Raw genomic sequence first — 14,924 nt, forward strand, 5'->3', positions numbered from 1 at the left:
CCGCGTGCGCAGGTCCATCGTTGGGAGAGTCGGTCGTGAGCTTTGTCGATGCGCTGCTCGGGCGCAAGCACCCGGCGATGTTCGGGCTGGACATCAGCTCGTCGAGCGCGAAGCTCGTCGAGCTCAATCGCGGCCCCGATGGCGAGTACGTGCTCGAGCGATTCGCGTCGGAGCCGTTCGAGAAGGGCTGGATCGTCGACGGTCAGATCGAGAAGTTCGACGAGGTCGCCGAGGCCGTCAAGCGCGTCGTCAGCAAGAGCGGCACGAAGACGCGCCAGGCCGTGCTCGCGATGCCGCAGTCGGCGGTGATCACGAAGAAGATCATCCTGCCGGCAGGCCTGCGCGAGGAAGAGCTCGAGCTGCAGGTCGAGTCCGAGGCCAACCAGTACATCCCGTTCTCGCTCGACGAGGTCAGCCTCGACTTCTGCGTCATCGGGCCGAGCACGACCTCGGTCGGCGACGTCGAGGTGCTGATCGCCGCGTCGCGCAAGGACAAGGTCCAGGACCGCCAGGGCCTCGCCGAGGCCGCGGGCCTGAAGCCGGTCATCCTCGACATCGAGTCGCATGCATCACGGCTGGCGATGAGCCGGCTCGTCGCGCAGCTGCCCGGCGGCGGCAAGGACGCGCTGGTCGCGCTGTTCGAGATCGGTGCCGACACGACGAGCCTGAAGGTGCTGCGCGACGACGAGCTGCTGTACGACCGCGACCAGGCGTTCGGCGGATCGCAGCTGACGCACCTGATTTCGCGCCAGTACGGCCTGTCGTTCGAGGAGGCCGAGGCCAAGAAGCTCTCGGGCGACCTGCCGGACGACTACGAGTCGACCGTGCTCGTGCCCTTCGTCGACACGCTGTCGCAGGAGATCGGGCGCGCGCTGCAGTACTTCTTCACCAGCACGCCGCACCACAAGGTGCACTACATCATGCTCGGCGGCGGCACGGCGACGCTGCCGGGACTGAAGGAGCGTGTGACCGATCTGACCGGTTTCGCTGCGCAGGTCGTCAACCCCTTCGAGCACATGAGGCTCGGCTCGGCGGTGCGCGAGAGCCGCGTGCGTCGCGAGGCGCCGTCGTACCTGACTGCCTGCGGTCTGGCGATGCGGAGGTTCGTGCAGTGATCCTGATCAACCTGCTTCCCCACCGGGAAGAGAAGCGCCGTCGGCGCCAGCAGGCGTTCTACGCCGGTCTCGTCGTCTCCGCCATCGCGGGCCTGGCCATCGCCGGCACGTGGTGGGTGCTGCTGCAGCAGCTGACGTCGGCGCAGCAGGGCCGCAACGCGTTCCTGACCAGCGAGATCCGCAAGCTCGAGGCGCAGATCAAGGACATCGCGAACCTGCGCGCCGAGATCGAGGCGCTGAAGGCGCGGCAGAAGGCGGTCGAGGACCTGCAGACCAACCGCAACGTGCCGGTGCACCTGCTCAACGAGATCGCCAAGCAGACGCCCGAGGGTGTCTACCTGACGGCGATCCGCCAGAGCGGCAACGTCGTGACGATCACCGGCGTGGCGCAGACCAACGAGCGCGTCTCGGAGTTTCTGCGCAACACGCAGTACAACTCGCCGTGGCTCGAGCGTCCGGAGCTCGTCGAGATCAAGATCGCCGGCACGCAGTCGTCCAATGCCCGCGAGGCTGCGCGCGCCCAGCAGCGCCGCCTGTACGACTTCTCGCTGCGCGTGTCGCTCAAGCAGGTGCAGCCGCCGGCCGACGCCCCTGGCGCGGCTCCCGCGCGCGTGGCGCAAAAGCCCTGAGGACGGACCCACCATGGTGACCAAGGCGAACAAGCCCGGCCTCGACCTCGGGCGCGCGTTCCAAGAGGCGGCGGCGCAGTTCCGCGGCCTGGACATGAACAAGCCCGGGCAGTGGCCGCCGCTGCCCAAGATCACTGCCTACGCCGTCGTCGCGGTGCTGGTGGTCGTCGCCGGCTGGTTCTTGGTGATCTCCGACGCCACCGACACGCTGCAGGCCGAACGTGACCGCGAGCCGGCACTCAAGCAGGACTACCGCAGCAAGCTGACGCAGGCGGTCAACCTCGAGGAACTGCGCAAGCAGAAGCTGCAGGTCGAGGAGTACGTGACGCAGCTCGAGAAACAGCTGCCCGGCAAGGCCGAGATGGACGCGCTGCTGTCGGACATCAACCAGGCCGGACTCGGTCGCGGGCTGCAGTTCGAGCTGTTCCGCCCGGGCCAGGTCGCGGTCAAGGAGTACTACGCCGAGCTGCCGATCTCGATCAAGGTCAGCGGCCGTTACCACGACATCGGCGCGTTTACCGCCGACGTGGCCAATCTGTCGCGCATCGTCACGCTGCACAACCTGGTGCTGACGGCGCCTTCGGGCCGCGACGCGCAGGCCGGCAGCGGGCTGCTGGCGATGGAAGCCACGGCGCGAACCTACCGCTATCTCGATGCGGCCGAAGTCGCCGAGCAGCGCAAGGCCGCCGCCGAGGCCGCCAAGAAGAAGTCCGGAGCGAAGAAATGAAGAGGGCGCACCGACATCGCGTGTGGCTCGCGCTGGCCGGCGTGCTCGTCGCGCTGGCCGGCTGCGGCGGCGAGCAGGAAGAGCTGAGCCAGTGGATGGCGCAGCAGCGCCGCGAGGTCAAGCCCAACGTGACCCCGCTGCAGCCGCCGAAGAAGTTCGAGCCCGAGCCGTACTCGGGGCTCGACGTCGTCGAGCCGTTCAGCAGCCAGAAGCTGACGGTGGCGCTGCGCCAGGAGGCGCGCCAGCCGAGTTCGGTGCTGGCGGCCGAACTGAACCGCCGCAAGGAGCCGTTGGAGGACTTCCCGCTCGACAGCATGACGATGGTCGGCAGCGTCAGCAAGGGCGGTCGCCCGCACGCACTGCTCAAGGTCAACAACCTGCTGTACCAGGTCGGCGTGGGCGACTACATCGGCCAGAACTTCGGCCGCATCACGGCGATCAGCGAGACCGAGATCAAGCTGCGCGAGATCGTGCAGGACGCCGCCGGCGAGTGGATCGAGCGTCCGATGGCACTGCAACTGCAGGAGGGGCGCCGCTGAACGCGGCGCACGGAGTGACAACCATGCTGGAGAACCGCATGTCGATCAATTGGCGAGCCTGGGGCGCGGCGATCGCGCTGGTGGCCGGGACCCCGCTGGGCGCGTGGGCGCAGAGCCTGATCCAGTCGATCAGCAGCAGCCAGCAGGCCGGCGCCGACGTCGTGCGCATCGAGCTGAGCGAGCCGCTGGCGGCGGTGCCCGCGGGCTTCGCGATCCAGGCGCCGCCGCGCATCGCGATCGACCTGCCCGGCGTGCGCAGCGCGATGGGACGCCCCAGCGTCGAGATCAACCAGGGCAACCTGCGCTCGGTCAACATCGCGCAGGGCGAAGACCGCACGCGACTGGTGCTCAACCTGCGCCAGGCGGCCAACTACCGCGCCCAGCTCGACGGCAAGGCGCTGCTGCTCGTCGTCGACAGCGGCGCGCCGTCGCCCACCGTCGCGGCCACCGGCACCGCACCGGCTGCACCGTCGTTCGCGCCGGCGCAGAACACCGAAGTGCAGGCGATCGGCGACATCGACTTCCGCCGCGGCGCCGACGGCGCCGGCCGCGTCATCGTCGAGTTGCCGAGCACGCAAGTCGGCGTCGACATCCGTCAGCAGGGCCAGAATCTGGTCGTCGAGTTCCCGCGCACGACGGTGCCCGACCGCCTGCGCCGCCGCCTCGACGTGACCGACTTCGGCACGCCGGTCAACCTGATCACGACGACGCAGGACGGCGACCGCGTGCGCATGGTCGTGCAGCCGCGCGGCGCGTGGGAGCACAGCGCCTACCAGAGCGACCGTCAGTTCGTGCTCGAAGTGCGGCCGATGGCGATCGACCCGAACAAGCTGGTGCAGGGCCCCGGCTACACAGGCGAGAAGCTGAGCCTGAACTTCCAGAACATCGAAGTGCGCGCGCTGCTGCAGGTCATCGCCGACTTCACCAACTTCAACGTCGTCACCAGCGACACCGTCACCGGCAACGTCACGCTGCGGCTGAAGGACGTGCCGTGGGACCAGGCGCTCGACATCATCCTGCAAGCCAAGGGCCTGGGGCTGCGCAAGTCGGGCAACGTGATCTGGATCGCGCCGAAGGAGGAGCTGCTGGCCAAGGAGCAGGTCGAGCTCGAGGCGCGGCGCAAGGTCGCCGACCTGGAGCCGGTGCGCACGCAGTCGTTCCAGCTCAACTACACGAAGGCCGAGGAGGTCGCCAAGGGGTTGACGGGGCAGTCGATGGGGGGCGGCGCCAGCGGCAGCGCGGCCAACAACCCGGCGCGCATCCTCAGCCCGCGCGGCAGCGTGATCTTCGAGACGCGCACGAACCAGTTGTTCGTCACCGACATCCCGAGCAAGCTCGAGGAGATCCAGGCGCTGATCGCCAAGATCGACATCCCGGTGCGCCAGGTGCAGATCGAGGCGCGCATCGTCGAGGCCGAGGACTCGTTCGGCCGCTCGCTCGGCGTCAAGCTCGGCTTCAGCGACCTCACCGGCCTGAAGGGCGGCATCCCGGGCGCCAACCTCGGTGCCGGCAACTACATCATGCCCGGCGGCAACTACAGCGCGATCGGCTACCAGACGCTGCAAAGCCCGCAGGTGCCGTTCAACAACACGCAGTTCGTCAACCTGCCTGCGCCCAATCTGGGCACCGCGGCGCCCGCGACGTTCGCGCTGTCGCTGTTCAGCGCGTCGATGAACCGCTTCCTGAACCTCGAGCTGTCGGCGCTCGAAGCCGATGGCAAGGGCAAGATCGTCTCGAGCCCGCGCGTGATCACGGCCGACCAGGTCAAGGCCGAGATCGAGCAGGGCGAGGAGATTCCCTACCAGAACGCGACCAGCTCGGGCGCGACGGCGGTCGAGTTCAAGAAGGCCAGCCTGCGCCTCGAGGTGACGCCGCAGATCACCCCCGAGGGCAACGTGATCCTCGACGTCAACGTCAGCAAGGACAGCCGCGGCGCGCTGACCAACGCCGGCCCCGCGATCAACACCAAGCGCGTGCGCACGCAGGTGCTGGTGGAGAACGGTGGCACCGTGGTGATCGGCGGCATCTTCACGCAGGAAGACCGCACCGACGTCAACAAGGTCCCGGTGCTGGGCGACGTGCCGGTCCTGGGCAACCTGTTCAAGAACACGGCACGCACGACGAAGAAGACGGAGTTGCTGGTGTTCCTGACGCCGAAGGTGGTCACGGAGCGCACGGCGGCGCGCTAACACCCCGGCTCGACGGCGCGCAGCGGGACAGTGCCCTCGGGCGCTGTCCCGCTTCTTCTCGCGCGAGGCGCCGGCACTACTACTGGAGCCGCCGCAAGGCTCGCCGCGCCAGGGCCACGTGCCGATGGCGCCGAACCTTCGGGCCGACAGCCGAGCCGCGTACAGGAGCATGACCGTCGGGGCCGACGCCCCAACTGTGGGCGCTCCATGGTGTCCGCTGATCGAGGGGCGCTCCACAGCGCGCTCTGGGCCCCGAGGGTCGGTGTCAGGCGGGCGCGGGTGGTAGCGCGGCGACACCTCGAGTCGTTGCGTTCGACCAGGGCGCGGTCGACTGGGGGCAGGATCGGTTCGCGCCAGGGATCCGGTCGATCTGGTCGGGCCACGTCACGGATCGCGCGCGGCACGCGGCAGAGGGGCAGGAGCGGAACGCAGCCCGGCGCGCGCCTTCGAACCGCGACCGGGGGCTTGGGGCTTGCCTGCACCCCTGCCGGGCGCAGGTAACTGCTGGCCGGCCCCGATGCCGACGTGTCAGATCGACGCGGGCGTCACGACGCGCGCCACAGGCGCCATTGGCCGTTCGGCGTGCCCTCGACGAAGCGCACCTCCAGATGCCAGCGCGGCGCCGTCGCCGCCACCGCGCCGACACCCGGCAGCGGCTGACCGACGAACGCCTCGCGGACGGCGTCGACCAGCGCATCGAGCGCGTCGGGGTCGAGCGGCTCGAGCGCGGCCACGTGGCCCGTCGCATCCACGCTGAGCGCCAGGCGCAGCACCGTCACCGGGCCAGGCATCGCCAGGTCGGGCATCGGCAGCACGAAGCCGGTGCCGCCGAGGGTGGAATCGAACATGGGCGACCCGTACACGGTCTCGTCAGCGGTCTCGTCCACGAGGGACGCCGACGGCCGCGGGACGACCGGCGCGACCGAAGCCGCCGCCTCATGGGCGCCTGTCGTGGGCTGCGCCACGAGCTCCGAAGGCGCCGCATCCGGACTTGCGCTCCTCGGCAGGGCCTCGACGCGCACGCTCACGCGTTCGGTTGCCTCAGCGGGCGCAGCCGGGGGCGGCGCGGCGGCGATCCACCGGACCTCGAGCGGCACGTGCACCGCGGTGCCTGCCGAGACAGCCATCGGGCCCGGCGCGGGCAGCAGCACGGCCGCCACGGCGTGCAGAGAAAGCGCGGCCAGCAGGCTCGACGCCCACGGGCCGCGCGGATCGGAAGGTCTGCGGGCGCCGGCAGGAGCCGGCTGCCGCGCATGACCTCCCGGCTCACTCCTCGATCGCGAGTTCACGCCACGACAGCCGGCGTGCCGTGCCTCCGGGCAGCGAGACCGGTACCGGTGACACGACGGTGCGGTCGTTCGACAGCCGCGTCAGTGCGCGGATGCCGCCGCCTTCGAGCCGCACGACGGTCGGACGGGTGGCCAGCGCATTGCCGAGCGCCACGCTGGCGACGCCAGTGGCGGTCGCCACCGGCGCGCCGGTGCGGTAGTCGAAGAAGTTGATGTAGCTCTTGCCGCCGACGCTGCACGCGCTCTGTTCAGGGATGTTGGTCGTCATCACAAGGGTGCCGAGCACCAGCTGCGGGTCGGTGTTGGCCCGCTCGCGTGTCAGCGGCAAATCGATGTACCAGCCGTCATGGGTGGCAAAGTCGACCACATGATGGCTGCCGGTGCGCACTTCCTGGCCCGGTGTGCAGATCGTCGCACCGCTCGGGCAGGTGCCGGCCGTCAGCGTTTGGTTGACGAACGTCGGCAGGGTGCGCGGGTTGTGGTGGGTCGTGCCGTCGAGCGGGTCCTCGATCGCGTAGATGCTCTGCGGGCTGTCGTCCGTGAGGTCGGGCGTACCCAGATAGCGGCCGGTCCCAACGAAGACCACGGCCCGGCCCGCGACCAGGCCGAGTTCGGGGCGCGCCGTGAGCGGCTGAACGTTGCCGGCCGGGCCACGCAGCGTGGCCAGCAGGTGGGCATCGTGGCCCGCGGGGTCGATGTCGCCGTTGACGTCGAAGCGCCACAGGTTGCCGTCGTTGTCGCCGCCGTAGACCCGCTTGACGGTGTTGTCGACGTCGGGTTTGTCGACCCAGCTGCGCACGTGCGCCAGACCACTGCCAGTGCTCGTGGTGATGGTGCGGATCAGCACGCCGGTTTTGGCGTCGACGATGAACAGCCGGCTCGCGCCCGTGTGGTTGTAGCCGGAGCCGAAGATCACCACCCAGGTGCCGTCCTTGAGCTTGGTGATGTCCGGGCGGCCGAAGGTCAGGCCGAGATTCGGATGCGTGAACTCCCACAGCACCTTCGGTGACGCCGGATCGGTGACGTCAAGCGCATAGTAGCCGCTGCCGCCGGCGCCGAGTCCACCAACGAGGATGGTGCGCCACGCGCCATCGATCCGAACGTCGCCCGCCGTGGGGGTCGCGTCGACGTAGAACTGGTGGCGGTTGGCGTAGTCCTTGTCGGCGAGCCGGTACAGCTTGGGCAGCACCATGCTCGGCACGAAGGCCCATTCCTCGACGCCGGTGTCGGCGTTGAATGCATGCAGCATGCCGTCGTTGGCGCCCACGTAGACCATGCCCTGGCGCGTCATCATGCTCGTCTTGAACGCCGAGTAGCCCGAGTCGGCGTAGTTGAACATCGGCTTGCCGACGAAAACCGCTTCGGAGTTGACGATGTCGCCGAGCAAGTGTGCACGCTTGCGGAAGGGCTTGTCGAGCTGCGTGGCCTCGCCCTCGTCGGTGCGTACGCCGCGCAGGAAATTGACCAGCCGTTCGCCAGCGGCCGCGCTCTGCACCGAAGGGGGCAGGCAGGTGCTGCCGAAGGTGCAGAACTGGCTCAAAGACTGCCCCGGCGCCGTGATGTGCGCCAGGCCGAAGTAGGCCCGTTCAGCCGCCGTGAGGTGGTCCCAGTCGAATGGGCGCCGGCCCGTCGACGTGTTCGAGGGGTCGTGCATGAAGAGGGTGCGGCTGGCGTTGCCGTCGAGCAGATCGCGCGCCGACCAGTCGCTGTCCAGCGGCAGCTTCTCGCCCGTCGTCGGATCGACCTCGTCCTTGGTCAGGATCTCGCCGGTGGTGGCGCTGATTTGGCGGCCGAGCAGCTCGCCCGACCACTCGTTGGTAACGTAGCGCGACAGGTACAGGAAGTTGTCGCCGGCCGAGATGTTCGGGTTGCTCGTCGTCGCCGCGGCTGCTGCACCCTTGACGCGGTCGATCTGCGCCAGTGCATTCGACAGGCCTGTGTACAGCGACGCCGGGTCGGTGGCGGCGAAGTAGGTGCCACGGCCATTGACGGCGGCGTGCCACATGTCGTCGATCGCCGTCTCGGTGTTGTTGACGGGGGCCGGCCAGGTGCACACGGTGCCGGCGGCCTGCCAACTGCAAACACCGGCTGCAGGATTCGCCGTGGTACCGTTGGCGACCGCATGGTAGTCACCACTGGTCGCGGAGCGGTAATTCGGGTCGTACAGCATGTAGCCCGGCGCGCCCAGACCGAGCGTGAACGTCGTCATGTGCTGGTGCGGCGCGGTGTCGTCGCCGGCGGTGGGCACGTTGTTCTGGCACAGGTCGACGCCGCCGGGTCCGGTGCAGTTGTTGAGTTCGGGCGTGCGCAGATCGGTCAGGTAGTAATACGCAGCGACGTCCGACAACGAGTTCGACGTGTTGGTACCGTCGCGGTAGGGCCGGTCGAGGCTGCCATCGACGTTGCCGATGGCTGTCGAGCCGTCGATGCGCACCGGTGTCGCCGTCTCGTTCCAGTAGCCGTCGGTCGACAGCAGCGTGAAGTTCTGCTGGCACGACACCGTCATCGGGTCCACGACGGTGGATCCATTGAGGGTCTGGCCGTTGAGCTGCCCGGCGTACAGCCGGCCGGCACGCGACAGCGCGGTGCGCAGTGGCGTCCAACCGCTCGGCCTCGCCGCGCGCAGTTTGTCGAACCAGTTGGTCTTGTGCGTGCCGGCGAACGTGTCGAGGTTGAGGAAGTCGCTGCCGGTGCCGTTGTTGATGCTCAGGTAGCCGAGGCGGAACTGGTCGGAGACGGGCGCGAATGCGATGCTGGCCGACGTCTTCATCATTTGCATGCGCGTGCGGTAGTACGTCCACCAGTTCGCGAAGTTGGTCATTTCTTCTTCGTAGGTGCACGTGCCACCGGCGCAGTCGGTGCGCGTCGGGGCCTTCGGATAGCTGGTGACCGACGGGACGATGTCGATGCGCTCGAAGCGGCCGGCGTAGCCCGCCGGGGTGGCAGGAATCGCTGGCGTCGGGGCCACGTAACCGCTGAAGGTCGGCGTCGATGGCGAGATCGACACCGTGCATGCATTGCTGCCCGAGCGGATCAGCATGACGGTGTGGCTGATGTTGCCCGCCGAGACCGGAGCCGTGATGACAACCGTGTTGCCAGTGCCGCCGGCCGTGTAGCCAGTGATCACGGTCTTGTTGTTGATTTGCGTGCGGATGTTCGCCGCGATGTTGTTGTTGCCGGTCGTGGGCACCGTGTTGGCCGCGAGCAGGTTCACGCCGTTGACCATGACCGCGCTGTAGGCGACCTGATTGCTGCCGTTGCAGGTGCCGGACTGCATCACCGTGAACGTGGCCTTTGCCCCCGATCCGGGCGTGGCCGCGACGGCCGGCGCGCCGGGTGTCGCGAACTTCGTCGGATAGCGGACCTGGTTGTATGTCGCGGTGCGCACGGCCTGGCAGGAACCGGCAGCTGGCGTCGCGGCGCGCGCGTTGGCGTCGCTGTTGCACCAGCGCACGTAGGCCGGCACCGGGTGGGTGGCCGACGCAGTCGCCTGGCAGTTGCGCAGCGTCGTGTCGGTGCAGTACTCACCGGGCACGATCGCGTAGTAGTGCGGGCCGAAAGTGCGCCACTGCGTCGTCGCCGCGTCGGGCGCGCCGATGGCGATCAGCCCGGTGCCAATGGCCACCGTGGGGCGGTACGTCGTGTAGCTCTTGCCGTTGACGGTGCCCGGCAGCACGTAGTTGCCGTTGCGCAGGCAGTCGGTGTAGGTGGTGTCGGTGCACCAGGCCGTGTCGGGAAACTGCGTCAGCAGGTTGATCGACGACGTGAACTGGACGTTGTAGTGGTCGTTGCGGACGCTGGTCCACCCGGCCGTGTTCGACGCCGTCATGCTCGGGTATGGATTGCCGTTGGCGTCCAGCGGCGGCTGGTAGCGCACCGCAGGGTTGTAGGCGACGCCGTTGAACGCGCTGGCCAGGTACGGTGGATGACCGCGCCAGGTGCCGAAGACCGGGCTCGAGGCGAAGTTGCTGCTGCGCCAGCAGGCGTTGCTGCCGCTGCCGCTGCCCGCGTCGTTCTGGCAGCAGGCGCGGTTCCAGGTTCCGCTGTTCGTCGCCGTCGCGCCGGCGGCGCGGCAGAAGTTGTCGTTGACCCAGTCGGGCATGTAGTCCCAGTCCATGCTGCCCGAGTCGTCGAGGATGAACAGCATGTTGGGCTTGACCGACGCGCCCGCCGAGGTGACCAATGGAACCGGCGAGATGTCGACCGCGCTTGCGGGTATTCCGGCGCCGACCAGCACGAGGCCGGCCAGCGCCGCGACGGCATACCTGGCAATCTGGCGCAAGACGTTCATGGTGTCCTCTGTGTCGTTCTCAGACCGGTGTGCGTCGCCTCACATCGCGACGACGACCTGCACGTAGCTCAGCGTGTTGCGCGGGCCACTGACCCGCGCCGTGATGCGGTAGTACTGCTGCTGCGGGGCGCTGAAGGCGGGGCTGAGCGCCGTCTGGCTGTTGCCTTCGTTCTTCGTCAGCGGCGACGTCTCGCAGCGTGCGCCGGCCAGCGGGTCGCCGACCGAGTTGCACAGCCGGTGAATCACGAAGGCGACGGTGTTGCCGGCAGCATCGGGAGGCAGCACATTGACCCGGTTGGAGCCGGCGAGCACCTGCTGCCAGAAGTCTTCCCACGACTGCCCGGGCCCCGGATCCTCGCGGCGGGCGAAGTAGCCGAGCTCACCACCGGCGGCATCGCGTGACTGGTGCAGTGTCGTACCGGTGTTGTTGTTCTCGAGCCAGGCGATCGCCGTCTCGATGCCGACGTCGGCCGACTGCGTGGCGGCTTGCTGGAATGCGAGGTTGCCGGCGATGCGGTTGCTCGTGAACACCGAGCGCAGCAGGCTCAGCCCGGCGAGCGTCATGCCGATCAGCACGACGAGAGCCACCAGCAGCACGATGCCCTGCTGGCGCAGCGGCGGCGCAGCGCGCCGGCGGTGGAGCGGGGCGGGGGTCAGCATCCGGACTGCACTCCTTGCCAAGCCATGTTGCGCAGCGGCACCGTCGTCTCGTAAGTCCGGTAGCGGTAGCGCTGCCAGTCGGGGAGATCGCCCAGGTCGATCGCGGCGTTTGCATCGGCGCTGCCGGCCCACGCGGGAGAAGCCGTCGTGACGGCCTCCTTCTCGAATTGCGCACTGCGCGCCACGAGTGCCAGCCGCAGCGCCGAGGTGCGCGCCCAGGCACAGGCGCTGCCGGGTGTCGTGCGGTCGTAGACGTCGACCACGCCGTCCATTGACGCCGAACTGTCGCGCCCGTATTGCGCACGCAGGCTGACCACGTTGCTGCTGACCGGCACCCACACGCTGGGGTCACTGGCCAGATCCGGGTCCATGCAGTCGGCCGCCATGTGGTCGCACACGGTCAGGTTGCCGTCGCGCACCGCGTAAACGAGCACGCGCGGGGCCGGACCGAGGTTGAACAGCGTGCCATTGGCCATGCCCGCGATACCGGTGCCCACCGTGACGTACGGCGGCGAAGCCGTGACGGCGGTCACCGCCTCCGCGGTCAAGGTGCAGGGATCGGGCCGCGACGCCGGGGTCGCGAGCACGATGTCGCCGGCGCGAAATGCGGTCGGGGTCGCGACAGCATAGGTGTCGGTGGACGGCTGCAGGTTGATGCGGTCGCCCTCGGGTGACCCCGCGTTGCTGCCGTAGACGATGAGCAGCGTATCCGTGTTCGCGTCACCGGCGGGCACGCTTGGATGGTTGATGGTCACCGGCCCCATCCCGGGCACGCTGCGACCGCCAGGCAGCGCAATGTCACAGCCGATGAAGGCCAGCGCGCTGGCGCCGTAGCCGGCCTGGCGAAGGTCGCGCTGCAACGCTGCGAGGGCGATCGCCCCGTTGATCTGCGCGTCGTCGCCACCGAGCGTCGTGCGCTTCGATCCCTCGGACACTTGGAACACCTGCAGGATCACGATGACGGCGACCATGCCGAGCACGATGCCGACGAGCAGCTCGACCAGCGTGATCCCCGTCTGGGCACGCCGCGGCAGGCTGGGTGTGTGGGTCACGGCCGGCTCCTTACTTGATGCGGGTGACCACGGTCAGACTGTGCGGCGGGTCCCCGGCCGGTTCCTGCGGCGGCTTCCAGCGCAGTGTGATCGTCACCAGGCTGCTCGGCTCCGACGGCGGGGTACCGCCGCCCTCGATCGACTCGACGGTCACCTCGGGCGGGTTGTCGGCAGCGCCGGGCAGCGTCGCGGCGACGTTCGCCAGCCACTGTCCGTAACCGTCACCGCCGGTCGCAAAGTTCTCGCTGAGCGTCTCGAACTTGCGGTCCGTGACCCACATGCGGCCGACCAGGTCGTTGGCCAGCAGCGTCGCGTCGGCACGGTACTTGGCCTTGGTCGACTGCTGCACCGACGCGGCTTGCAGCCCGACGATGGTCAGCACGCCCAGCGAGAAGACCAGCACCGCGATCAGCACCTCGATCAGCATGAAGCCGGCCTGCGGCCGCAGTCGATGCGATGGACTCATGTCAGCACCCTTGGGGATCGGGCAGCGCGAACTTCGGGTTGCACATGCGGATCTGGCCCGCTGGCGAGACAACGATGCGCAGGCACGCAACCTCGCCGCCGGCGGTGGCGCAGTCGCCGGCCGCGGGGGCCGTGACGTCGATCGTGATGTCGCCCGCCGGCACCGGGGTCACGCGGCCCAGTCCGTTGAACACCAGCGTCGCTTCGGAGGCGTTCACCTGCGCCATGGCGGCGGACTCTGCGCCCGGCCGCGTGTGCAGGATGCGCGGCGCCACGGTGTCGGACGGTTCGGCGCTGCACGCACCTTCGACGGCATCGGGCTCGTTGGCCGGATCCAGATTGACGACCCAACTCGTGCCAGCAGCGTCGATGGCGCAACTGTCGCCCAGAGAGTCGACGAGCTGGAATCGCACGCGTGCGTTGCGCGCGACGGCCTCTGCTTTGGCCATCTGCAGGCCGGCGAGCAGCGACTCGGCGGTCGTGCGCACACGGCTGTTCGTCAGCCATGTCGAGAAGCCCGGAGCGCCCAGCGCGAGGATGATGGCCAGCAGCGTCAGGCCGACCAGCACCTCGATCAGCGTCATGCCCCGTGCCGCGGGTCGCCGGCTCAGCATACGCCGCCCCTTCGCGTGACCCAGCAGTTGTTCGGCGACGGCGTGGACCAGCCGTCGGGCACGCTCGCCGTCGTCTTCTGGCCGGCCTGGTTGACCGTGAAGGTGAACCCGGCCATCGCGCCCTTGCCCTGCGCGCGCAGCGTGTAGCCGTTGGCATCGGCGGCGGTGCATTCGAAGTCGAACACCCGGCTCGTCGTCGTGTCGGCCGCGCAGGCGGGCGCGCCGGCGTAGGTGCGGTTGTCCTGGAAGAACTGCTCCAGCCGCACCTGCAGTGCACCGAGCTGCGACGTGGCCTCGGGGATGCGGCCGCGGATCACGTAATCGCGGTACGAAGGCAGCGCGACGGCGGCAAGGATCGCGACGATGGCCACCGTGATCATGACCTCGGTCAGCGTGAAGCCCCGTGTCGACCGGCGGCGGAGGTGGGCAAAGTCGATGTGCAGCGGGCGCATGGCAGTCAGTCGTCCTGTGCGGCGGGTCATCGGTCCCGACCTGCCAATGGCACCACCCCAGAGGGGCGCCGGCAGGTGGCTCGTACTCGGCATTGTCGGAACGCCCTTCGCATCGGTGAGGCAAAAATGCACTGTCAAAGCGCCGCTTTCGATGGCCGGCCGGTAATCGGCGACGAACGGACAGCGCGCTGGCGACCGGCGGTTGCCCCGGGGCGACGGACGGCGTCGGGCATACTCGGCCACGTCAACGGCAGGCGGGACGCAGCCTTGGTTCCACCCCGCACCATCAGCCTCATCGGCATGCCCGGCGGCGGCAAGTCCACCGTCGGGCGGTACCTCGCGCGGCAGCTGGGGCTGCCGTTTCGCGACACCGACCACGAGATCGAGTCGGTCATCGGCTGCACGATCCGTGACTTCTTCGCGTCGCACGGCGAGGCGGCGTTCCGCGACCTCGAGCAGGAGGCGGTCGACGTGCTGACACAGGGCAAGTCCATCGTGCTGGGCACCGGTGGCGGCGTCGTGCTGCGCGAGGCCAACCGGCGCGCACTGCGCGAGCGCACGACGGTGATCTACCTGCGCTCGACGCCCGAGGAGCTGGTGCGCCGGCTGCGTCACGACACGCAGCGCCCGCTGCTGCAAGGCGGCGACCCGCTGCTCAAGCTGCGCCAGCTGTACCGCGAGCGCGACCCGCTGTACCGGCGCACCGCCCACTACACGATCGACACCGGGCGCCCGTCGGTGTCGGCACTGGTGCACATGATCCTGATGCAGCTCGAGCTGGCCGGCCTGGTCGACCCGGCGCGCGTGCCGTCGCCGATCAGCGCGCCGCGCACGCCCCGGAGCGGCGCCGACGAGCCCGAGGGCCGCTGACCGTCTAATTGGGGCGCAAGGCGCCCGTACAC

The 14,924-nt window shown here is 69.0% G+C and carries 13 protein-coding genes; 6 read left to right on the forward strand and 7 right to left on the reverse strand.

The features are described from left to right. Nucleotides 1-35 precede the first annotated feature (35 nt). Genes DRV96_RS08270 through DRV96_RS08290 form a run of 5 tightly spaced genes read left to right on the forward strand, consistent with a single transcriptional unit; the run spans nt 36 to nt 5,199 of the window. Nucleotides 36-1,115: a pilus assembly protein PilM gene (locus tag DRV96_RS08270; RefSeq protein ID WP_119289797.1), complete on the forward strand. Its 1,080-nt coding sequence runs from the start codon at nt 36-38 to the stop codon at nt 1,113-1,115. Next, on the forward strand, nt 1,112-1,744 hold the full coding sequence (locus DRV96_RS08275; protein WP_119289799.1) for a PilN domain-containing protein: 633 nt from the start codon (nt 1,112-1,114) through the stop codon (nt 1,742-1,744). The genes DRV96_RS08270 and DRV96_RS08275 overlap by 4 nt, the downstream gene beginning before the upstream one ends. A 13-nt stretch (nt 1,745-1,757) precedes the next feature. Further along, entirely contained in the window at nt 1,758-2,471 is a 714-nt protein-coding gene (locus tag DRV96_RS08280) for a type IV pilus inner membrane component PilO (RefSeq protein ID WP_119289801.1), read from the forward strand. Next, a complete protein-coding gene (locus DRV96_RS08285; protein ID WP_119289803.1) occupies nt 2,468-3,010 on the forward strand; it encodes a pilus assembly protein PilP in 543 nt (180 codons plus the stop codon). The genes DRV96_RS08280 and DRV96_RS08285 overlap by 4 nt, the downstream gene beginning before the upstream one ends. A 38-nt stretch (nt 3,011-3,048) precedes the next feature. Then, nucleotides 3,049-5,199: a type IV pilus secretin PilQ gene (locus tag DRV96_RS08290; RefSeq protein WP_235823332.1), complete on the forward strand. Its 2,151-nt coding sequence runs from the start codon at nt 3,049-3,051 to the stop codon at nt 5,197-5,199. Nucleotides 5,200-5,744: 545 nt separating this feature from the next. On the opposite strand, the gene DRV96_RS08295 is transcribed toward DRV96_RS08290, so the two are convergent. From DRV96_RS08295 to DRV96_RS08325, 7 genes are all read right to left on the reverse strand, one after another. Then, nucleotides 5,745-6,359 carry a hypothetical protein gene (locus DRV96_RS08295; RefSeq protein ID WP_119289807.1) on the reverse strand — a complete coding sequence of 205 codons (615 nt, stop codon included), beginning with the start codon at nt 6,357-6,359 and terminating at the stop codon, nt 5,745-5,747. A gap of 106 nt (nt 6,360-6,465) precedes the next feature. Beyond that, nucleotides 6,466-10,779 (reverse strand): pilus assembly protein, encoded by a 4,314-nt coding sequence (locus DRV96_RS08300; protein WP_119289809.1) that lies wholly within the window; start codon nt 10,777-10,779, stop codon nt 6,466-6,468. Nucleotides 10,780-10,818: 39 nt separating this feature from the next. Next, complete coding sequence (locus DRV96_RS08305; protein WP_119289811.1) at nt 10,819-11,439, reverse strand: pilus assembly PilX family protein; 621 nt, start codon at nt 11,437-11,439, stop codon at nt 10,819-10,821. Further along, nucleotides 11,433-12,491, reverse strand: coding sequence for a PilW family protein (locus tag DRV96_RS08310; protein ID WP_119289812.1), 1,059 nt, complete (start codon nt 12,489-12,491; stop codon nt 11,433-11,435). The genes DRV96_RS08305 and DRV96_RS08310 overlap by 7 nt, the downstream gene beginning before the upstream one ends. A 10-nt stretch (nt 12,492-12,501) precedes the next feature. After that, complete coding sequence (pilV, locus tag DRV96_RS08315; RefSeq protein WP_119289815.1) at nt 12,502-12,957, reverse strand: type IV pilus modification protein PilV; 456 nt, start codon at nt 12,955-12,957, stop codon at nt 12,502-12,504. Between the two features lies 1 nt (nt 12,958). Next, nucleotides 12,959-13,570: a GspH/FimT family pseudopilin gene (locus DRV96_RS08320; RefSeq protein WP_119289817.1), complete on the reverse strand. Its 612-nt coding sequence runs from the start codon at nt 13,568-13,570 to the stop codon at nt 12,959-12,961. Next, nucleotides 13,564-14,022, reverse strand: coding sequence for a type IV pilin protein (locus DRV96_RS08325; protein ID WP_119289819.1), 459 nt, complete (start codon nt 14,020-14,022; stop codon nt 13,564-13,566). Before DRV96_RS08325 ends, DRV96_RS08320 begins: the two co-directional genes overlap by 7 nt. 267 nt (nt 14,023-14,289) lie before the next feature. Between DRV96_RS08325 and DRV96_RS08330 the strand changes: the two genes are divergently transcribed. Continuing rightward, nucleotides 14,290-14,892 (forward strand): shikimate kinase, encoded by a 603-nt coding sequence (locus DRV96_RS08330; protein WP_259371658.1) that lies wholly within the window; start codon nt 14,290-14,292, stop codon nt 14,890-14,892. Nucleotides 14,893-14,924: the final 32 nt, after the last annotated feature.

Origin of the sequence: Azohydromonas sediminis (assembly GCF_003574675.1) — a bacterium.
In the GTDB taxonomy this organism is placed as follows: Bacteria; Pseudomonadota; Gammaproteobacteria; order Burkholderiales; family Burkholderiaceae_C; genus Calidifontimicrobium; species Calidifontimicrobium sediminis.

Coding starts and splice junctions, on each gene's coding strand:
- DRV96_RS08300 (WP_119289809.1), bottom strand. CDS start 10,779: ATGAACGTCTTGCGCCAGATTGCCAGGTATGCCGTCGCGGCGCTGGCC.
- DRV96_RS08280 (WP_119289801.1), top strand. CDS start 1,758: ATGGTGACCAAGGCGAACAAGCCCGGCCTCGACCTCGGGCGCGCGTTC.
- DRV96_RS08320 (WP_119289817.1), bottom strand. CDS start 13,570: ATGCTGAGCCGGCGACCCGCGGCACGGGGCATGACGCTGATCGAGGTG.
- DRV96_RS08305 (WP_119289811.1), bottom strand. CDS start 11,439: ATGCTGACCCCCGCCCCGCTCCACCGCCGGCGCGCTGCGCCGCCGCTG.
- pilV (WP_119289815.1), bottom strand. CDS start 12,957: ATGAGTCCATCGCATCGACTGCGGCCGCAGGCCGGCTTCATGCTGATC.
- DRV96_RS08290 (WP_235823332.1), top strand. CDS start 3,049: ATGTCGATCAATTGGCGAGCCTGGGGCGCGGCGATCGCGCTGGTGGCC.
- DRV96_RS08285 (WP_119289803.1), top strand. CDS start 2,468: ATGAAGAGGGCGCACCGACATCGCGTGTGGCTCGCGCTGGCCGGCGTG.
- DRV96_RS08325 (WP_119289819.1), bottom strand. CDS start 14,022: ATGCGCCCGCTGCACATCGACTTTGCCCACCTCCGCCGCCGGTCGACA.